The sequence below is a fragment of the Pontibacter mangrovi genome, from assembly GCF_006385705.1.
Classification (GTDB): Bacteria; Bacteroidota; Bacteroidia; order Cytophagales; family Hymenobacteraceae; genus Pontibacter; species Pontibacter mangrovi.
The window spans coordinates 247854-267753 of the sequence record NZ_VFRQ01000003.1 but is presented as its reverse complement, the minus strand read 5'-3'; the positions used below and the strand labels follow the sequence as shown (position 1 = coordinate 267753).

General features: G+C 48.1%; 15 protein-coding genes and 4 tRNA genes. All 19 read left to right on the top strand.

The genetic code is table 11. The features are described from left to right. Positions 1 to 76 precede the first annotated feature (76 nt). Positions 77 to 2632, top strand: a complete 2556-nt coding sequence (locus tag FJM65_RS07395) for a M1 family metallopeptidase (RefSeq protein WP_140620862.1) — start codon at positions 77 to 79, stop codon at positions 2630 to 2632. Positions 2633 to 2782: 150 nt separating this feature from the next. Next, a tRNA-Tyr gene (locus FJM65_RS07390) sits at positions 2783 to 2865 on the top strand. 72 nt (positions 2866 to 2937) lie between these two features. Further along, positions 2938 to 3010: transfer RNA gene (locus FJM65_RS07385), tRNA-Gly, on the top strand. Between the two features lie 111 nt (positions 3011 to 3121). Next, a tRNA-Thr gene (locus FJM65_RS07380) sits at positions 3122 to 3193 on the top strand. 73 nt (positions 3194 to 3266) lie between these two features. Next, positions 3267 to 4454 (top strand): elongation factor Tu, encoded by a 1188-nt coding sequence (gene tuf / locus FJM65_RS07375; RefSeq protein ID WP_140620861.1) that lies wholly within the window; start codon positions 3267 to 3269, stop codon positions 4452 to 4454. Between the two features lie 107 nt (positions 4455 to 4561). Continuing rightward, positions 4562 to 4634: transfer RNA gene (locus FJM65_RS07370), tRNA-Trp, on the top strand. A 40-nt stretch (positions 4635 to 4674) separates the two neighbouring features. Next, positions 4675 to 4857, top strand: a complete 183-nt coding sequence (gene secE / locus FJM65_RS07365; protein WP_394348133.1) for a preprotein translocase subunit SecE — start codon at positions 4675 to 4677, stop codon at positions 4855 to 4857. Positions 4858 to 4868: 11 nt separating this feature from the next. Beyond that, a complete protein-coding gene (gene nusG, locus FJM65_RS07360; RefSeq protein ID WP_140620859.1) occupies positions 4869 to 5429 on the top strand; it encodes a transcription termination/antitermination protein NusG in 561 nt (186 codons plus the stop codon). 12 nt (positions 5430 to 5441) lie between these two features. After that, positions 5442 to 5885 carry a 50S ribosomal protein L11 gene (rplK, locus tag FJM65_RS07355; RefSeq protein WP_140620858.1) on the top strand — a complete coding sequence of 148 codons (444 nt, stop codon included), beginning with the start codon at positions 5442 to 5444 and terminating at the stop codon, positions 5883 to 5885. A gap of 12 nt (positions 5886 to 5897) precedes the next feature. Then, positions 5898 to 6590 carry a 50S ribosomal protein L1 gene (gene rplA / locus FJM65_RS07350; protein ID WP_140620857.1) on the top strand — a complete coding sequence of 231 codons (693 nt, stop codon included), beginning with the start codon at positions 5898 to 5900 and terminating at the stop codon, positions 6588 to 6590. 4 nt (positions 6591 to 6594) lie between these two features. Continuing rightward, entirely contained in the window at positions 6595 to 7119 is a 525-nt protein-coding gene (gene rplJ / locus FJM65_RS07345) for a 50S ribosomal protein L10 (protein WP_140620856.1), read from the top strand. A 42-nt stretch (positions 7120 to 7161) separates the two neighbouring features. Then, positions 7162 to 7542 carry a 50S ribosomal protein L7/L12 gene (gene rplL / locus FJM65_RS07340; RefSeq protein ID WP_046310164.1) on the top strand — a complete coding sequence of 127 codons (381 nt, stop codon included), beginning with the start codon at positions 7162 to 7164 and terminating at the stop codon, positions 7540 to 7542. A 160-nt stretch (positions 7543 to 7702) separates the two neighbouring features. Continuing rightward, entirely contained in the window at positions 7703 to 11575 is a 3873-nt protein-coding gene (rpoB, locus tag FJM65_RS07335) for a DNA-directed RNA polymerase subunit beta (protein WP_140620855.1), read from the top strand. A 104-nt stretch (positions 11576 to 11679) separates the two neighbouring features. Next, positions 11680 to 15996: a DNA-directed RNA polymerase subunit beta' gene (gene rpoC, locus FJM65_RS07330; protein WP_140620854.1), complete on the top strand. Its 4317-nt coding sequence runs from the start codon at positions 11680 to 11682 to the stop codon at positions 15994 to 15996. Positions 15997 to 16002: 6 nt separating this feature from the next. Then, positions 16003 to 16320, top strand: coding sequence for a DUF3467 domain-containing protein (locus FJM65_RS07325; protein WP_140620853.1), 318 nt, complete (start codon positions 16003 to 16005; stop codon positions 16318 to 16320). A 104-nt stretch (positions 16321 to 16424) separates the two neighbouring features. Further along, complete coding sequence (rpsL, locus tag FJM65_RS07320; protein WP_025609048.1) at positions 16425 to 16838, top strand: 30S ribosomal protein S12; 414 nt, start codon at positions 16425 to 16427, stop codon at positions 16836 to 16838. A gap of 19 nt (positions 16839 to 16857) precedes the next feature. After that, a complete protein-coding gene (gene rpsG, locus FJM65_RS07315; protein WP_140620852.1) occupies positions 16858 to 17325 on the top strand; it encodes a 30S ribosomal protein S7 in 468 nt (155 codons plus the stop codon). A gap of 3 nt (positions 17326 to 17328) precedes the next feature. Beyond that, positions 17329 to 19434, top strand: coding sequence for an elongation factor G (gene fusA / locus FJM65_RS07310; protein ID WP_140620851.1), 2106 nt, complete (start codon positions 17329 to 17331; stop codon positions 19432 to 19434). Between the two features lie 9 nt (positions 19435 to 19443). Then, a complete protein-coding gene (rpsJ, locus tag FJM65_RS07305; protein ID WP_007654312.1) occupies positions 19444 to 19749 on the top strand; it encodes a 30S ribosomal protein S10 in 306 nt (101 codons plus the stop codon). Positions 19750 to 19900 lie beyond the last annotated feature (151 nt).

The window sequence follows — 19900 nt, the reverse complement described above, 5'->3', positions numbered from 1 at the left end:
TGTGGTTTCGACCTTAAAGTTAGTGTTTTCTCAGAGTATTTTTAGAACTTCACCTCAAAATTAAAACTTCCCAAGTATGAATCATAGGTTTCTGAGTACCGTTGCCCTCGCCGCTTCCATGGCCTTAACAGTTGGTTGCAAAACAAGCAAGCCTGTTTCAGATACAAACGGCCCGGATGCGCCTTTGCCGGAGATAAGCCAGGAAGAGGCGCCCAGCGAGACTTCAGAGCCAGTGTGGGCGCCCAAGAAGTATGCGTTTAACCCGTCCCGCACCAAGGCGCACGACCTGCTGCACACCACCCTGCGCGTTAGCTTTGATTGGGAGAAGCAGTACCTGAACGGCCTGGCCGAGCTTACCCTGAAGCCATACTTCTACCCGCAGCGGCAGCTGGTGCTGGATGCCAAAGGGATGGATATCCACAGCGTGCACCTGATGAACGGCTATGAGGCAACCCCGCTGCATTACGAGTATGACGGGCAGAAGCTTTCTATTGACCTGGGCCGGGAGTATACCCGCGAGGAAGAGTATAAACTAGAGATAGACTATACGGCCAAGCCCAATGAGCTGGAGGCCGGCGGCTCCGACGCCATCACCGAAGATAAAGGCCTGTACTTTATCAACCCTTTGGGCACAGACCCGAACAAGCCGCAGCAGATCTGGACACAGGGCGAAACCGAGGCCAGCTCTGCCTGGTTCCCAACCCTTGATACGCCGAACGAGCGCATGACGCAGGACATTTACATCACCGTAAAACCTGAGTTTACAACCCTGTCTAACGGCACCTTTATGTACTCGCGGCAAAACGCGGACGGCACCAAAACCGACTACTGGAAGCAGGAGCTGCCCCACGCGCCATACCTGGCCATGATGGCCATCGGCAAGTTTGCCGTGGTAAAAGACCAGTGGCATGATATGGATGTGGATTATTATGTGGAGCCGGAGTATGAGGCAACGGCGAAGAAGATTTTTGGCAACACCCCGGAAATGCTGGAGTTTTTCTCGCAGAAGCTTGGCGTAAAGTACCCGTGGGCGAAGTATGCGCAGGTGGTGGTGCGCGATTTCGTTTCAGGTGCCATGGAGAATACCTCAGCCTCTACGTTTATGGAGGACCTGCAGCTGAACGAGCGGGAGCTGCTGGACAAAAGCTGGGACGGGATCATCGCACACGAGCTGTTTCACCAGTGGTTCGGCGACTACGTAACTACCGAGTCGTGGGCTAACCTTCCCCTGAACGAGTCCTTTGCCAACTACTCGGAATACCTGTGGGCCGAGCACAAGTATGGCGCCGACGAGGCAGCCTACCTGCAACTGGATGAAATGGGGCAGTACATGAGCGAGGCGCAGACAAAGCGGGAGCCGCTTATCAGGTATTACTATAATGACAAGGAAGAGATGTTCGACAGCCACTCCTATGCCAAGGGGGGCCGCGTGCTGCACATGCTACGCACACTGGTAGGCGACGAGGCCTGGTGGGCATCCCTGAACCTGTACTTAACGCGCAACAAGTTCTCGGATGTAGAGGTGGCGGAGCTGCGCATGGCCTTTGAGGACGTGACGGGCAAAGACCTGATGTGGTTCTTCGACCAGTGGTTTATGAAGCCGGGCCACCCGGAGTTAACGGTAACGCAGAGCTATGACAAAGGCCAGCTACAACTGCACGTGCGGCAGGTGCAGGACACAACCTATATGCCTATCTACCGCTTGCCGCTGCAAGTGGCAGTATGGACCGGCGGTAAAGAGCAGCTCTTCCCGATCGTAGTGGATCAGGCAGAGGAGGTGTTTACTTTTGATGTGGCGCAGAAGCCGCAGTTGGTGGTGTTTGATGCCGAGCAGCAGCTGTTGGCAGAGGTAACCCATGAGAAAACTGAGGATGAGCTGCTGTTTCAGTTCAGCAACTCGGGTCAACTGGCGCTAAAGTTGGAGTCTATGGCTGAGCTGCAGGAGCAGGCGGCGCGGCCTCAGGTGCAGGAGATGTACCGCCGAGGCCTACAGGACAACTTCTGGGCAGTACGGAGTGCCGCGCTCAGTGTCCTGAGCGGCCTGAAAGAAGGCCAGGTGGCTAAAATAGAACCCATGGTGGTGAAAATGGCCACGCAGGATGCAAAAGGCTCTGTCCGTGCCGACGCCTTGCTCGCCCTGGCAGCCTGGAACGGCAATAAGCATCAACAGCTGTTTAAACAAGCGATGCAGGATAGTTCCTACCAGGCTTCTGCAGCCGCCATACTTGCCTATGCCGGCACCGGGGCAGCAGACACCATGCAGCAGCTGGCTAAGTTCGAGGATGAAGAGAATGAAGAGGTGTCGTTGGCGCTTGCTACCATGTACGCAGTGCAGGCAGGGCCCGAAAAGTATGATTGGTTCGTAAGAAAACTGCGCGCTGCGAATAACGGCGACCTCTATTATCTGCTTCAAAGCTTCGGCGCCTACCTGGCTGCCAACAGCCAGACCAATACACCGGAAGCGATAGCCCTGCTGGCAGACTATGCCAAAAACCACAACTTATACTATGTGCGGGCAGCTGCCTATCAGGCACTTATGGTGATGTCGGAAAAGCCGGAGGTGCAGGCGCTTCTGCAGGAGATAAAGGCAGGCGAGAAGGATGAGCGGCTGCTGGATATGTACGGCGAGTAAGGCAGTAGAAAAAAAAACAACAATTTTTTGCGCGAATATTTGACTTGAAACAAAAAGGGCTTAATTTTGCATCTCCTTAGAACAAAGAACGCGCTTTAAGCCGGGAAAGTCTAAGGAAAAGTTCTGCTGATATAATGTAAAATTAGCTTCGGGGAGATTCCAGAGCGGCCAAATGGGACGGACTGTAACTCCGTTGTCTTACGACTTCGCAGGTTCGAATCCTGCTCTCCCCACAGATTAGTTTTGAATGAATGAATGAGAAATTCAGTCAAATTTAAATCATTCAAAATTATAGTATAAAGTAAGCGGGAGTAGCTCAGTTGGTAGAGCGATAGCCTTCCAAGCTATAGGCCGCGAGTTCGACCCTCGTCTCCCGCTCTCTTAAGAAGTCAGGAAATATATTTACTCAAAGGACTGGAGAAGGAAATTCATGCAGATGAGCTTCCTTTTTAGTGTAAATAGGGATGTGGTTTTCTGGCAGCTTTAAAAGCCGACGTAGCTCAGGGGTAGAGTACTTCCTTGGTAAGGAAGGGGTCGTGGGTTCAATTCCCATCGTTGGCTCACAGTCCGTTACGTGTATATTTAAAAGCGCGACATAAACTTAAACGTTTTAACCTTAATTTAATATCATACAATGGCTAAAGAAACATTTGACCGTTCCAAACCGCACGTAAATATCGGTACTATTGGTCACGTTGACCACGGCAAAACTACTTTGACTGCCGCTATCACAACTGTGTTGGCTAACAAAGGTCTTGCTGCACTGCGTGACTTCTCTTCAATTGACAACGCTCCTGAAGAAAAAGAAAGAGGTATTACAATCAATACATCGCACGTAGAGTACGCTACTGAGAACCGTCACTACGCACACGTTGACTGCCCAGGTCACGCTGACTACGTAAAGAACATGGTTACTGGTGCTGCCCAGATGGACGGCGCTATCCTGGTGGTTGCTGCTACTGATGGTCCAATGCCACAGACTCGTGAGCACATCCTTCTTGCCCGTCAGGTAGGTGTACCTCAGCTGGTAGTGTTCATGAACAAAGTGGACATGGTGGATGACCCAGAGCTTCTTGAGCTGGTTGAAATGGAAATCCGCGAACTGCTTTCATTCTATGAGTTCGATGGCGATAACATTCCGGTTATCCAGGGTTCAGCTCTTGGTGGCCTGAACGGTGATCCGAAGTGGGTTGCTACTATCGAAGAACTGATGGCAGCTGTTGACTCTTGGATTCCACTTCCAGAGCGTCTGGTAGACCTTCCGTTCCTGATGCCAGTAGAGGACGTGTTCTCAATCACTGGTCGTGGTACTGTTGCTACTGGTCGTATCGAGCGTGGTGTAATCAACTCTGGTGATCCAGTAGAGATCCTGGGTATGGGTGCTGAGAACCTGAAGTCTACAGTTACTGGTGTGGAGATGTTCCGCAAGATCCTTGACAGAGGTGAAGCTGGTGACAACGTAGGTCTGTTGCTGCGTGGTATCGAGAAAACTGATATCCGTCGTGGTATGGTAATCTGTAAGCCAGGTTCAGTGAAGCCTCACACTAAGTTCAAAGCAGAGGTTTACGTACTGTCAAAAGAAGAAGGTGGCCGTCACACTCCATTCTTCAACAAGTACCGTCCACAGTTCTACTTCAGAACCACAGACGTTACTGGTGAGATCATGCTGCCAGAAGGCGTAGAGATGGTTATGCCAGGAGATAACATCACTATCGAAGTAACCCTGATCAACGCGGTAGCCATGGAGAAAGGCCTTCGTTTCGCTATCCGTGAGGGTGGTAGAACAGTAGGTGCCGGTCAGGTAACTGAAATCCTTGACTAAATATATGTTTCAAACCCGATCTCGAAACATTTTTTGAGATCGGGTTTGTTTTCATAAAACTTATGAATAAATTTGCACTCCAATTAATAATTGGCGTGCATTTTTTTACGGGTGTAGCTCAATTGGTAGAGTAGTGGTCTCCAAAACCATTGGCTGGGAGTTCGAGTCTCTCCACCCGTGCAAATTTTTTCAATATCTGGTAAGCGAAGCAATGAGCAACATGAGGACCTACATAAACGATACTGTTGAGGAGATGAAAAATAAAGTCTCCTGGCCGGCGTATGCAGAACTGCAGAATAGCTCTGTGTTGGTACTGATTGGGTCTTTGATTTTTGCTTTGGTAGTTGGTGCTATGGACTTCGGGTTCGATACAGTGCTGACATGGTTTTACAACCAGTTTTAAATTAGAGATACATGACTGATTTAAAGTGGTATGTAGTGCGTGCCGTTAGTGGGCAAGAGAAAAAAGCCAAAGCTTATCTGGAGAATGAGATTATGCGTCATAACCTTACGGAGTACGTTCCGCAGGTTTTGATCCCGGCTGAGAAAGTCTATGAGATGCGCGGCGGTAAGAAGAGAATCAGAGAGCGTAGCTTTTTTCCGGGCTATGTGCTGGTAAACGCTGATTTATCGCATGGTGAGGCAGAGCATATTATCATAAGTACTCCGGGAGTTATTGGTTTCCTGGGGACAGATGAAAAGGGCTCTCCAAGCAAAAAGCCAGTTCCACTGCGCCAGTCAGAAGTAAACAGGATTTTGGGTACAGTTGATGAGGCGGAAGAGCAGGCAGAAGTGCTGGATACACCATTTGTGGTAGGGGAGATTGTGAAAGTGATGGATGGTCCTTTCAGCGGCTTCTCTGGTACAGTAGAAGAGGTGTTTGAAGAGCGTAAGAAGCTTAACGTTATGGTGAAGATCTTTGGTCGTAACACCCCGGTTGAGCTGAACTACATGCAAGTAGAAAAAGAATCGTAGTAAATACATATAATGGCAAAGGAAATAAAAGGTTATCTGAAACTTCAGATAAAGGGAGGTGCCGCGAATCCATCGCCACCGGTTGGACCTGCACTTGGTTCTAAGGGTCTTAATATCATGGAGTTCTGTAAGCAGTTCAATGCTAGAACTCAGGATAAGGCTGGCCAGGTGTTACCAGTTTTGATTACTATTTATGCAGACAAGTCATTTGACTTCGTTGTTAAGACTCCGCCTGCTCCAGTGTTGCTGATGGACGCTGCCAAAATTAAAGGTGGCTCGAAGGAGCCAAACCGTAACAAGGTAGGTTCTGTAACATGGGATCAAGTAAAGGAGATCGCTGAAACGAAGATGCCTGACCTGAATGCTTTCAAACTGGAGTCAGCCATGAAAATGGTGGCAGGTACAGCAAGAAGCATGGGAATTACAGTGTCTGGTACAGCTCCGTGGAACGAATAACATTTGAAGGAAATGGCGAAGATCTCAAAAAATAGAAAAGCGGCTTTAGCCAAAGCCGATCTAGCAAAAGAATATTCTTTAACAGATGCTGCCTCGGTTGTAAAAGATATCACTTTTACAAAGTTTGATGCCTCTGTTGATATTGATGTACGTTTGGGCGTAGATCCACGCAAGGCTGATCAGATGGTGCGTGGTATCGTGACACTGCCTCACGGAACTGGTAAAGAAGTAAAGGTACTTGCTTTGGTTACTCCTGACAAAGAGCAGGAAGCAAAAGAAGCTGGTGCTGACTACGTAGGTCTTGATGACTATATCCAGAAGATCGAAAAAGGCTGGACAGATGTGGACGTGATTATCACTATGCCTGCTGTTATGGCCAAAGTTGGTCGCTTGGGTAGAATATTAGGTCCACGAAACCTGATGCCAAACCCTAAGTCGGGTACAGTAACGCAGGATGTTGCTAAAGCAGTTAAAGAGGTGAAAGCCGGTAAAATCGACTTCAAAGTTGATAAATTTGGTATCATCCATACAAGTGTAGGTAAAGTTTCCTTCTCTGCAGAGCAGATCGCTGCCAACGCGAATGAGGTAATCCAGACGCTTAACCGTTTGAAGCCTTCTTCAGCTAAAGGTACTTACATCAAGAGCATTACATTGTCTAGCACAATGAGCCCGGCCGTAATCGTTGACAAGAACGCAACTATCTAAGAAAATGACCAGGGAAGAAAAAGAGATAATTGTAAAAGACCTGAGCGAGAAGTTAGCTAATACGAACTACTTCTATATTACTGATGCCTCCACAATGAGTGTAGCCGGCATCAACGCGTTCAGAAGAATGGCATTCGATCGTGGTATCGAATACAAAGTGTACAAGAATACACTTATTAAGAAAGCGCTAGATACTTTAGAAGCTGATACTTCTGCGCTTGATGATGTTTTAAAGGGCGCTTCCGGTATCCTGTTCTCGAAAGAGTCAGGCAATGCACCAGCGAAACTGATTCAGGACTTCAGAAAGAAAGGCAATACGCTCCCTCTTTTAAAAGGTGCTTTTATCGACAGTGGTATTTTCATTGGCGAAGAGCAGCTTAAGACGCTATCTGAGATTAAGTCTAAAGACGAGCTTATTGGCGAGATCATCGGTCTTCTGCAGTCTCCTGCTAAGAATGTGGTTTCTGCACTTCAGAGCAGCGGCGGTAAGCTAGCGGGTATCTTGAAAACTTTATCAGAAAAAGAATAATTTAAAAACGTAATCAATAAGTAACAATTAATTTCTATAAAAATGGCAGATTTGAAAGCATTCGCTGAGCAGTTAGTAAACTTAACTGTTAAAGAAGTTAACGAACTAGCTACAATCCTTAAGGATGAGTATGGCATCGAGCCTGCTGCCGCTGCTCCAGTGATGGTTGCTGGTGGTGGTGCTGCTGAAGGAGGAGCTGCTGCAGAAGAAAAAACTTCTTTTGACGTAATCCTTAAATCAGCTGGTGCTCAGAAACTAGCAGTGGTGAAGCTTGTAAAAGAGCTTACTGGTCTTGGCCTGAAAGAGGCGAAAGAAGTAGTAGATAGCGCTCCTAAAGCTCTGAAAGAAGGTGTTGCTAAAGACGAGGCTGAATCACTGAAGAAATCTCTGGAAGAAGCTGGTGCTGAAGTGGAGGTTAAATAATCCCGCTTTATCAACATACTGAGAACAGGTAGACCTGGCATATTCGTCAGGTCTTTTCCTGTTTGTATACGGATTCAAGTTATTTGGATCTTTTTTTTGCCCGCAGCTGTTTTGGACTCTGTGTGCTATTAAATGATTATAAACGTAAAATTCCAAGGCTTTGGCTAAGAATAAAACGACAGATAGAATCAATTTTGCCTCTATAAAGCCTGTAATTGACTATCCTGACTTCTTAGATGTTCAGGTGCAGTCTTTCCAGGACTTCTTCCAACTGGAAACACCAGCGGAAAATAGAGCGCAGGAAGGTTTGTTCAAGGTGTTTGCCGAGAACTTTCCTATTTCAGATTCACGCGAAAACTTCGTACTGGAGTTTATCGACTACCATATAGATCCTCCAAAATACTCTGTGGATGAAAGCATCGACAGGGGCCTTACCTATTCTGTTCCGCTTAAAGCAAAACTTCGCCTGATCTGTAACGATGAGGATAACGAAGATTTTGAGACAATTGAGCAGGAGGTGTTCTTAGGCAACATTCCATACATGACCGAAAAAGGCTCTTTTGTGATCAATGGAGCTGAGCGCGTGATTGTATCTCAGTTGCACCGTTCTCCGGGTGTGTTCTTTGCGCAGAGCAAGCACACAAACGGTACAAAGCTTTATTCTGCCAGAATTATACCTTTTAAAGGATCTTGGGTGGAGTTCGCAACAGACGTGAATAACGTAATGTATGCCTACATCGACCGTAAGAAGAAATTCCCGGTAACTACCCTGCTCCGCGCTATTGGCTACGGTACTGATAAAGATATTCTGGACCTGTTCGGCTTATCGGAAGAAGTGCCTGCGGATAAGAATACACTGAAAAACTCTATCGGACGCAGACTGGCTGCCCGTGTGCTGAGAACATGGACAGAGGACTTTGTGGATGAAGATACTGGTGAAGTAGTTTCTATTGACCGTAACGAAGTGCTTTTAGAGCGTGACTCTGAAATCACCCCTGAAGATATCGATGTTATACTTGACTCTGGTGTGCAGTCCATTATCCTGCACCGTGAGAATGTGAACATCGCCGACTACGCTATTATCTACAACACGCTTCAGAAAGATAACTCTAACTCAGAGAAAGAGGCCGTGGAGCAGATCTACCGTCAGCTTCGTAACACAGAAGCGCCTGACGAAGAGACAGCCCGTGATATCATCCAGAAGCTGTTCTTCTCAGATAAGCGTTACGACCTGGGCGAGGTAGGCCGTTACAGAATCAACAAGAAGCTTGGCCTGGATACCAACTGGGACGCAAAGGTGCTGACAAACGAGGACATCGTGCTGATCGTGAAGTACCTGATCGGCCTGATCAACTCTAAGGCTGTAGTGGATGATATTGACCACTTGAGCAACCGCCGTGTAAGAACGGTAGGTGAGCAGCTGTATGCACAGTTCGGTGTTGGTCTGGCACGTATGGCCCGTACCATCAAAGAGCGTATGAACGTGCGCGACAACGAAGACTTTAAACCAGTTGACCTGATTAACGCGCGTACGCTTTCTTCAGTAATCAACTCGTTCTTCGGAACCAACCAGCTTTCTCAGTTCATGGACCAAACCAACCCACTGGCCGAGGTGACGCACAAGCGCCGTGTTTCAGCCCTTGGACCAGGAGGTCTTTCCAGAGAGCGTGCCGGTTTTGAGGTTCGTGACGTGCACTATACGCACTACGGCCGTCTGTGTACAATCGAGACACCGGAAGGCCCGAACATCGGTCTGATCTCTTCCCTGTGTGTGCACGCACGTGTGAATCACATGGGCTTTATCGAGACACCATACAGAAAAGTAATAGAAGGTAAGGTAGTTGTAGACGGCTCAGTGGAATACCTGACTGCTGAAGAAGAAGATACGCACCACATCGCACAGGCGAATGCCGTGATTGATGAGGGGGGTAACTTTGTGAACCCAACCGTAAAAGGCCGATTTGAAGGTGACTTCCCGGTTGAGGCGCCAACGACTTATACTTACATGGACGTTGCGCCAAACCAGATTGTATCGGTAGCGGCCTCTCTGATTCCGTTCCTGGAGCATGATGACGCCAACCGTGCCCTGATGGGATCGAACATGCAGCGCCAGGCAGTGCCACTTCTGAAGCCAGAGGCTCCGATTGTAGGTACAGGTCTGGAAGGAAGAGCAGCCATTGACTCAAGAGCACTTGTAATTGCTGAAGGCGACGGTGTGATTGACTTCGTGGATGCCAATAAGATTGTCGTGAAGTATGACCTGAGCGATGCAGAAAAGCTTGTTTCTTTCGATGCTGAGTACGTGACCTATAAACTGGTGAAGTTTAGAAGAACGAACCAGGATACGTGCATCAACCTGACGCCAATTGTGAAGAAGGGTGAGCGCGTGACAAAAGGCCAGCCGCTTTGCGAAGGCTATGCCACCAACGACGGTGAACTGGCGATTGGACGTAACATGCAAGTAGCGTTCATGCCTTGGCAAGGGTATAACTTCGAGGATGCGATTGTGATCTCGGAGAAAGTTGTTCGCGACGATATCTTCACTTCACTCCACATAGAGGAGTTTGAACTGGAAGTGCGTGAGACGAAGCGTGGAGAAGAAGAACTGACGTCAGAGATTCCGAACGTAAGCGAGGAAGCTGTTCGCAACTTGGACGAGAACGGCATCATCAGAATCGGTGCTGAGGTTCGCGAGGGTGATATACTAATCGGTAAGATCACACCAAAAGGCGAGACCGACCCAACACCGGAGGAGAAACTACTTCGTGCCATCTTTGGAGATAAGGCCGGCGATGTGAAGGATGCATCGCTTAAGGCGCCGCCATCACTGAACGGTGTGGTAATTGACACCAAGCTTTTCTCAAGACCTAAGAAAGACAAGAACCTGCGGGCTAAGTCTAAGAAAGAGGTTGAAGAGCTGAAGGTGAAGTACTCGAAGGAGCTGAACTCCATCAAGAACGTGATGGTAGATAAGCTTGTAGAGCTGCTGGAGGGCAAAACTTCACAGGGGATCCGCCATAAGTTCGGAGATGAGATCCTGACAAAAGGATCGAAGTTCTCTCGCAAGAATATCATTGAGGCACTGTTCCCTGAGAAAAACCCTTACAAGGACGAGAGCAACTATGCCGTTCCGGAAGAGGTGAATATGTTCAAGGACCTGATCCTGGAAAACTGGACAACGGATGAGCAGGCGAATAGCATGTTGGTAGAGCTTGTAAAGAACTATAACAAGCGCCGCAACATCGTATCCGCGCACTTCAAGCGTGAGCGTTTCACGCTGGAGGTGGGTGACGAACTGCCAGCAGGTATCGTGCAGCTTGCCAAAGTATACATTGCCAAGAAGCGCAAGCTGAAGGTGGGTGACAAGATGGCCGGCCGACACGGTAACAAAGGTGTGGTAGCCAGAATCGTTCGCGAGGAGGACATGCCGTTCCTGGAAGATGGAACGCCAATGGACATCGTGCTGAACCCGCTGGGTGTACCTTCTCGAATGAACATCGGTCAGATTTATGAGACAGTGCTTGGATGGGCAGGCTTGAAGCTGGGACGCAGGTATGCAACCCCAATCTTCGACGGAGCCTCAGAAGAGCAGGTGCAGGCTGAGTTAAGAGAGGCAGGGCTTCCGAGCTTCGGCCGAACTTACCTGTTTGACGGTTTATCCGGAGATAGATTCGACCAGCCAGTTACAGTGGGCGTGATTTACATGCTGAAACTGGGCCACTTGGTAGACGATAAGATGCACGCCCGTTCCATCGGGCCATACTCTCTGATTACACAGCAGCCGCTGGGTGGTAAAGCCCAATTCGGTGGACAGCGTTTCGGTGAGATGGAGGTGTGGGCATTGGAGGCCTTCGGTGCTTCCAACGTGCTGCAAGAGATACTTACAGTAAAATCAGACGACGTGATAGGCCGCGCGAAAGCTTACGAGTCTATTGTGAAAGGCGACGTGCTGCCGAAGCCGAATATACCGGAATCATTCAACGTACTGATTCACGAGTTAAGGGGCTTGGCTCTGGAAATAACGCTGGAGTAGAAAGTATAAAGCAAGGCGCTGCGGCTAATAGCCAAAGCGCTTTGCATACTTATACTGGTTAGGCTGTAAGGCATTTATATTGTATTCGACATTATTCTAATAATATGGCATTTGCGAAAAACAAAAAGCTAACTCAGGACTTCTCTAAAGTTACGATCAGCTTGGCTTCGCCGGAGTCAATCCTGGAGCGTTCCAACGGAGAGGTAGTAAAGCCTGAGACCATAAACTATAGAACCTATAAGCCTGAAATGGGTGGTCTGTTCTGCGAAAGAATATTCGGACCCGTAAAGGACTGGGAATGCCACTGCGGAAAGTATAAAAGAATCAGATACAAAGGCATCATCTGCGACCGTTGCGGTGTAGAGGTGACCGAGAAAAAAGTGCGCCGCGAGCGTATGGGCCACATCGAACTGGTGGTTCCTGTAGCGCATATCTGGTACTTCAAGTCTCTTCCAAACAAAATAGGTTATCTGTTAGGCCTACCTACTAAAAAGCTTGACCAGATCATCTACTATGAAAGATATGTAGTTATCCAGCCAGGTATACTTGCGGAAGACGGCGTGAACACGCTGGACTTCCTGACAGAAGATGAGTACCTGGACATGGTGGATAAACTGCCGCGCGAGAACCAAATGTTGGATAACAATGATCCAAACAAGTTCATCGCGAAAATGGGTGCCGAGGCCCTGCAAATGCTGCTGGAGCGCATTCAGCTGGACGACCTTTCTTACGAGCTGCGCCATGCAGCCGCACACGAAACATCGCAGCAGCGTAAAGCCGAAGCGTTGAAGCGTTTGCGCGTGGTGGAGGCCTTCCGTGATGCGACTACGCGTATAGAAAACAGACCGGAGTGGATGATCATCCGCATGGTGCCTGTTATCCCGCCAGAGCTTCGTCCGCTTGTTCCGTTGGATGGTGGCCGTTTCGCTACATCTGACCTAAACGATCTGTACAGACGCGTTATTATCCGTAACAACCGTCTGAAGCGCCTGATCGAGATCAAAGCTCCGGAGGTAATCCTTCGTAACGAGAAGCGAATGCTGCAGGAAGCGGTAGACTCGCTGTTCGACAACTCACGTAAAGTGAACGCTGTTCGTGCAGAAGGTAACCGTGCGCTGAAGTCGCTTTCTGATATGCTGAAAGGTAAGCAGGGACGTTTCCGTCAGAACTTGCTTGGTAAGCGTGTTGACTACTCTGGCCGTTCGGTAATTGTGGTTGGTCCTGAGCTGAAGCTGCACGAGTGCGGTCTGCCTAAGAACATGGCGGCTGAGCTCTTCAAGCCGTTCATCATCCGCAAGCTGATCGAAAGAGGCATCGTAAAGACGGTGAAGTCTGCCAAGAAAATAGTAGACCGTAAGGACCCTGTAGTTTGGGATATCCTGGAGAACGTGCTGAAAGGCCACCCGGTGCTCCTAAACCGTGCCCCTACGCTCCACAGATTAGGTATTCAGGCGTTCCAGCCAAAGCTGATCGAAGGAAAGGCGATCCAGCTGCACCCACTGGTGTGTACGGCCTTTAACGCTGACTTTGACGGTGACCAGATGGCGGTGCACGTTCCACTAGGACCTGCTGCCGTACTGGAAGCCTCTATGCTGATGCTGGCCTCGCACAACATCCTGAACCCTGCGAACGGTGCTCCAATTGCGGTACCTTCTCAGGACATGGTACTAGGTTTATACTATGTATCAAAAGGAAAGCGCAGCACAGAAGAGGAGAAAATCGCTGGTGAAGGTATGAGCTTCTACTCTGCCGAGGAAGTGATCATCGCCATCAACGAAGCAAGAATATCCAAGCACGCCTACATTAAGGTAAGAACAAGGATTAAAAACGAGAACGGCGAGCTAGAGACTAAGTTAATAGAGACAGTTGCCGGTCGTGTAATCTTCAATCAGTTCGTGCCAGAAGAGGTGGGCTATATTGATGAGCTGCTGACGAAGAAGAAACTGCAGCAGATTATCTCCCGCGTGTTTAAAGAAACAGGTATGGCGCGTACAGCGCAGTTCCTGGACGATATTAAAACTCTAGGATTCCAGTCAGCCTATAAAGGTGGTTTGTCCATGGGTCTGGGTGATATCAACATTCCGGCGGAAAAAGAGATACTGGTAGAGCAGGCCAAAAAAGATGTAGACGCTGTTTGGCAGAACTACTCTATGGGTCTGATTACTGACAACGAGCGTTACAACCAGGTAATTGATATCTGGACGCGTATCAACAACCAAATTACGGAAACGTTGATGCGCCGCCTGGAGAACGAGAACCAGGGCTTCAACTCGATCTTCATGATGATGCACTCCGGTGCACGTGGTTCGAGAGAGCAGATCCGTCAGTTGGGAGGTATGCGTGGTCTGATGGCGAAGCCTCAGAAATCACTGCAAGGCTCTGTAGGCGAGATCATCGAGAACCCGATCCTTTCTAACTTTAAGGAAGGACTGGATGTAATCGAGTACTTTATCTCTACTCACGGTGCACGTAAAGGTCTGGCGGATACGGCTCTTAAAACTGCCGACGCTGGTTACCTAACCCGCCGTCTGGTTGACGTGTCTCAGGACGTGATCGTGAACGAGGAGGACTGCGGTACTTTGCGTGGCCTAGAGGTAAGCGCCTTGAAAGACAACGAAGATATCGTGGAATCGCTCTCTGAGCGTATCCTTGGACGAGTGGCTGTACATGATGTATACGACCCAATCTCTAATGAATTGATCATTGAGTCTGGCGCCGAAATTACAGAGGACATTGCCCGTGCCATTGAAAACACGGCAATTGAATCGGTAGAGATCCGCTCCGTGTTGACTTGTGAGTCTAAGCGTGGTATCTGTGCCAAATGCTACGGACGTAACCTGGCCACTGGCTTTATGGTGCAGAAAGGTGAGGCCGTTGGTGTGATTGCTGCGCAGTCTATTGGTGAGCCGGGTACACAGCTGACACTCCGTACGTTCCACGTGGGTGGTACTGCCTCTAACATTGCGGTAGAAGCGACCATTATGGCGAAGTTCGGCGGTAAGATCGAGTTTGAGGATGTAAGATCACTGGATACCGTTAACAACGAAGGCGAGCCTGTAAAAGTAGTAATGGGCCGTTCCGGAGAAGTGAAGGTGGTTGATCCAAATACAGGCAAGCTGCTGATAAGCAACCACGTTCCTTACGGTTCATTCCTACATGTAAATGAAGGACAGGTCGTAGAGAAAGGCGCTGTGCTGTGTAATTGGGATCCATATAACGCGGTTATACTTTCAGAGTTCGATGGTGAAATCTCTTATGAGTCGATCATTGAAGGCATAACGTACCGTGAGGAATCTGATGAGCAGACAGGTTACCGTGAAAAAGTAATCATCGATACAAAGGATAAGACGCAGAACCCTGCCATTGTTGTGAATCCGAAGAATGGTGAGTCTAAAGGCTACAACATTCCAGTGGGTGCACACCTGACAGTGGAGAATGGCGAGAAGATCAAAGCTGGCCAGATTTTGGCGAAGATCCCGCGTGCTATCGGTAAAACACGAGACATTACAGGTGGTCTGCCACGCGTTACGGAGCTGTTTGAGGCGCGAAACCCGTCTAACCCGGCAGTAGTGTCTGAAATTGATGGCGTTGTTACATATGGCAGCGTGAAGCGTGGTAACCGTGAAATCTTCATCGAGTCTAAGGATGGGGTGAAGAAGAAGTACATGGTGCCACTTTCGAAGCACATCCTGGTGCAGGACAATGACTTTATCCGTGCAGGTATGCCGTTGTCAGATGGTGCCATCACACCTACAGACATTCTGAATATTCAAGGCCCGGGTGCAGTACAAGAGTATCTGGTGAATGAGATTCAGGAAGTATACCGTCTGCAGGGTGTGAAGATCAACGATAAGCACATTGAGGTGGTCGTGCGCCAAATGATGCAAAAAGTGGTGGTAGTGGATGCCGGTGATACGAGCTTCCTGGAGAACCAAACGGTTGATAAGGTTACCTTCATGGAAGAGAACGACCATATCATCGACATGAAAGTTGTTGAGGAGGCGGGAGACTCTGCCAACCTGAAGCCAGGTATGATTGTGACTCCTCGCCGTCTGCGCGACGAGAACTCTAGCCTGAAGCGCAGAGACCTGAAACTGGTGACGGTGCGAGATGCACAACCAGCAGTGTCTCGTCCTACGCTGCAAGGCATTACGCAGGCATCGTTGGGCACGCAAAGCTTTATCTCTGCAGCCTCGTTCCAGGAAACAACGAAAGTACTGAGCGAAGCAGCCATTAAGGGCAAGGCCGATGAACTGCTTGGCCTGAAGGAGAACGTAATTGTAGGACACCTGATCCCGGCCGGTACAGGACTGAGAGAATATCAGAACCTAATCGTGGGAAGCCAGGAAGAATACGACGCGTTGGTAGAGTCGAAAAAAGCTACGACCAAAGCGAAACAGCAGGAGTTACAAAGTAAATAGTAAGCCATGGCAGAAGATCTGCAAAAGCAGAATCAGATAAACATTGAACTGTCGGAAGAGGTGGCAGAAGGCGAGTATGCAAACCTTGCCATGATAGCTCATTCCAGCGGCGAATTTGTGATCGATTTTATAAGATTAATGCCAGGCCTGCCGAAAGCCAAAGTCAAATCAAGAGTAGTTATTACACCAGAGCACGCCAAAAGATTATTGGCGGCTCTGGCTGATAACATACAAAAGTATGAGGCTAGTTTTGGTGAAATAAAGCAGACACAGGAGACTCCATCCTTCCCGATGAACTTTGGAGGGACAGTTGGAGAAGCCTAAGGTGCAGAGAATTAATGTTTTAAAATTTTGAATTTGCAAAGTGATTTTTATACCTTTGCAGACCAAATTTTTAAGTGGAAAAATCTATAATTAACAGCTAGTAAATGCCTACTATACAGCAATTAGTAAGAAAAGGCAGAGAAAAGTTGACGTTCAAGTCAAAGTCTCCTGCCTTAGATTCATGCCCACAGCGCCGTGGAGTATGTACTAGAGTATATACTACTACGCCTAAGAAGCCTAACTCAGCCATGCGTAAAGTGGCTAGGGTAAGATTGACAAACGGTAAAGAGGTGAATGCCTACATCCCAGGCGAAGGTCACAACCTTCAGGAGCACTCTATTGTGCTGATCAGAGGAGGTAGAGTAAAAGACCTTCCGGGTGTACGTTACCACATCGTACGTGGTGCGTTGGATACTGCCGGTGTTAACGGACGTCTTCAGTCTCGCTCTAAGTATGGTGCCAAGAGACCAAAGCCAGGCCAGCCAGCAGCTGCGGCAGGAAAAGGTAAAAAGAAATAATCCCTAGAGTAATAATACAATGAGAAAAGCAAAGCCGAAAAGTAGAATTCTCCTTCCTGACCCAAAATTCAAAGAGACCCTGGTAACTCGCTTCGTGAACTACCTGATGGTAGACGGTAAGAAAAGCGTTGCCTACGGAATCTTCTATGATGCTGTAGAACTAGTAGAGCAAAGAACTAAAGAAAACGGCCTCGAGACCTGGAAAAAGGCATTGAATAACATCATGCCAAGCGTAGAGGTAAAGAGCCGCAGGGTAGGGGGTGCTACTTTCCAAGTGCCGACTGAGGTTCGTCCGGACCGCAGAGTATCTCTTGGTATCAAATGGATGATATCATACGCTCGCAAGAGAGGTGAGAAGACAATGAAAGACAGATTAGCAGGTGAAATTATTGCAGCTGCTAAGGGTGAAGGTGCTGCCGTTAAGAAAAAAGACGACACGCACAGAATGGCCGAAGCGAACAAAGCATTCTCTCACTTTAGATTCTAAAATATGAATACTCGCGACTTAAAATACACAAGAAACATTGGTATTGCCGCACACATCGACGCTGGTAAGACAACTACCACAGAGCGTATACTTTACTATACTGGCGTAAGCCATAAAATTGGTGAGGTACACGATGGCGCAGCTACCATGGACTGGATGGAGCAGGAGCAGGAAAGAGGTATTACCATTACTTCTGCTGCGACTACAGTAAGCTGGCCATACAGAGGCAATAACTACCATATAAACGTAATCGATACTCCAGGTCACGTGGACTTTACCGTTGAGGTAAATCGCTCGCTGCGAGTACTGGATGGCTTGGTGTTCTTGTTCTCAGCTGTAGACGGTGTAGAGCCACAGTCAGAGACAAACTGGCGCCTAGCTGATAACTATAAAGTAGCACGTATCGGTTTCGTGAATAAAATGGACCGTTCTGGTGCTGACTTCCTTGCTGTTTGTAAGCAGGTGAAGGAAATGCTGGGTAGCAACGCTGTAGCTCTTCAGTTGCCAATCGGTTCTGAGGATAACTTCAGAGGAGTTGTTGACCTGGTAAACAACCGTGGCATTATCTGGAACGAAGATGATAAAGGTATGACCTTTACTGAAGTTCCAATTCCAGATGACATGGTAGAGGAAGCAGAAGAGTACAGAGAGAAACTGCTGGAGGCTGTAGCAGAGTATGACGAGACTTTGATGGAGAAATACTTCGAAGACCCGAACTCTATTACAGAAGATGAGATTCTTGCCGCTCTTCGTGCAGCAACCATTGACCTTGCTATTGTTCCTATGCTTTGCGGTTCTTCTTTCAAGAACAAAGGCGTACAGACAATGCTGGATTATGTAATGGCACTGATTCCTTCTCCGCTGGACAGAGATAACATCAAAGGAACAAACCCGGATACAGGCGCTGAGGTTACTCGTAAGCCAAGCTACGATGAGCCATTCGCAGGTCTTGCGTTCAAAATTGCAACTGACCCATATGTAGGCCGTCTATGCTTCGTTCGTGCATACTCTGGTGTACTAGAGTCAGGTTCTTATGTGTTCAATACACGTTCAGGTAACAAAGAGCGTATCTCTCGTATCTTCCAGATGCACGCAAACAAGCAAAACCAGATCGAGAGACTGGGTGCTGGTGACATCGGTGCGGTAGTAGGCTTTAAGGATATCAAGACTGGTGACACACTTTGCGACCAGAGTGCGAAAATCGTACTTGAGTCTATGGAGTTCCCTGAGCCGGTAATCGGATACGCAATTGAGCCGAAATCACAGGCTGACTCTGACAAGATGGGTATGGCAATTGCCAAACTTATTGAAGAGGATCCAACCCTGCAGGTAAACACGGACGAAGAAACTGGCCAAACCATTCTTCGCGGTATGGGTGAGCTTCACCTGGAGATCATCATCGACCGTATGAAGCGTGAGTTTAAGGTTGAATTGAACCAGGGTGCACCACAAGTTGCATACAAAGAAACAATCACGAAGAGCATTGAGCACCGTGAGGTATTCAAGAAGCAGTCTGGTGGTCGTGGTAAGTTTGCCGACATTGTGTTCGAAATGGGACCACGTGAAGACGGTAAGCAAGGTCTTGAGTTCGTGAACGGCATCGTAGGTGGTGTGATTCCTAAAGAATTCATCCCAGCTGTTCAGAAGGGCTTCGAAGAGGCAATGAAAAACGGTATCCTGGCAGGCTTCCCTATAGACTCTATGAAGGTGCGTCTGTTCCACGGTTCTTTCCATGATGTGGACTCTGATTCTCTTTCATTCGAACTTGCTGCACGTCAGGGCTTCAAAGAGGCTGGTAAGCAATGTGCCCCTAAACTTCTGGAGCCGATCATGGCTGTTGACGTTGTTACCCCGGATGAATACACTGGTCCGGTAACAGGTGACTTGAACAGAAGAAGAGGTATTATGAAAGGCATGGACACGAAAGGTACTGCCACAGTTGTTAAGGCTGACGTTCCACTTTCAGAACTGTTCGGTTACGTAACAGACCTTCGTACCATTACTTCTGGTAGAGCTACTGCGTCGCTTACTTTCTCACACTATGAGCAAGTACCGCAGAACTTAGCAGACGCTATCATTGCCAAAATAAAGGGAACAGCAGCAAAATAGTAGTATAAGATGAATCAGAAAATCAGAATAAAGCTTAAATCTTACGATCACAATCTGGTAGATAAATCATCAGAGAAGATTGTGAAAGCAGTAAAAGCTACAGGTGCCATAGTAAGCGGCCCAATTCCTCTTCCAACAGAGAAAGATAAATTTACAGTGCTACGTTCACCGCACGTGAACAAGAAATCGCGCGAGCAGTTTCAGCTTTGCACTTACAAGAGACTGGTAGATATTTACTCTACAAGCTCTAAAACTGTAGATGCGCTGATGAAGCTTGAGCTGCCAAGCGGCGTGGATGTTGAAATCAAAGTTTGATAGCATCTTGAAGAAAAATGGAAAGAGGAGAGCATAAGTTCTCCTCTTTTTTTATACATGCTTGAGAATAAATATTTTAGAGAAAGCTTGAAAAGAAAGCTAAATATTTATTAACTTTGCACTCCCTTAGCGAAAATAGGGGACAATGAAT

Coding starts and splice junctions, on each gene's coding strand:
- FJM65_RS07395 (WP_140620862.1), top strand. CDS start 77: ATGAATCATAGGTTTCTGAGTACCGTTGCCCTCGCCGCTTCCATGGCC.
- tuf (WP_140620861.1), top strand. CDS start 3,267: ATGGCTAAAGAAACATTTGACCGTTCCAAACCGCACGTAAATATCGGT.
- secE (WP_394348133.1), top strand. CDS start 4,675: ATGAGGACCTACATAAACGATACTGTTGAGGAGATGAAAAATAAAGTC.
- nusG (WP_140620859.1), top strand. CDS start 4,869: ATGACTGATTTAAAGTGGTATGTAGTGCGTGCCGTTAGTGGGCAAGAG.
- rplK (WP_140620858.1), top strand. CDS start 5,442: ATGGCAAAGGAAATAAAAGGTTATCTGAAACTTCAGATAAAGGGAGGT.
- rplA (WP_140620857.1), top strand. CDS start 5,898: ATGGCGAAGATCTCAAAAAATAGAAAAGCGGCTTTAGCCAAAGCCGAT.
- rplJ (WP_140620856.1), top strand. CDS start 6,595: ATGACCAGGGAAGAAAAAGAGATAATTGTAAAAGACCTGAGCGAGAAG.
- rplL (WP_046310164.1), top strand. CDS start 7,162: ATGGCAGATTTGAAAGCATTCGCTGAGCAGTTAGTAAACTTAACTGTT.
- rpoC (WP_140620854.1), top strand. CDS start 11,680: ATGGCATTTGCGAAAAACAAAAAGCTAACTCAGGACTTCTCTAAAGTT.
- FJM65_RS07325 (WP_140620853.1), top strand. CDS start 16,003: ATGGCAGAAGATCTGCAAAAGCAGAATCAGATAAACATTGAACTGTCG.
- rpsL (WP_025609048.1), top strand. CDS start 16,425: ATGCCTACTATACAGCAATTAGTAAGAAAAGGCAGAGAAAAGTTGACG.
- rpsG (WP_140620852.1), top strand. CDS start 16,858: ATGAGAAAAGCAAAGCCGAAAAGTAGAATTCTCCTTCCTGACCCAAAA.
- fusA (WP_140620851.1), top strand. CDS start 17,329: ATGAATACTCGCGACTTAAAATACACAAGAAACATTGGTATTGCCGCA.
- rpsJ (WP_007654312.1), top strand. CDS start 19,444: ATGAATCAGAAAATCAGAATAAAGCTTAAATCTTACGATCACAATCTG.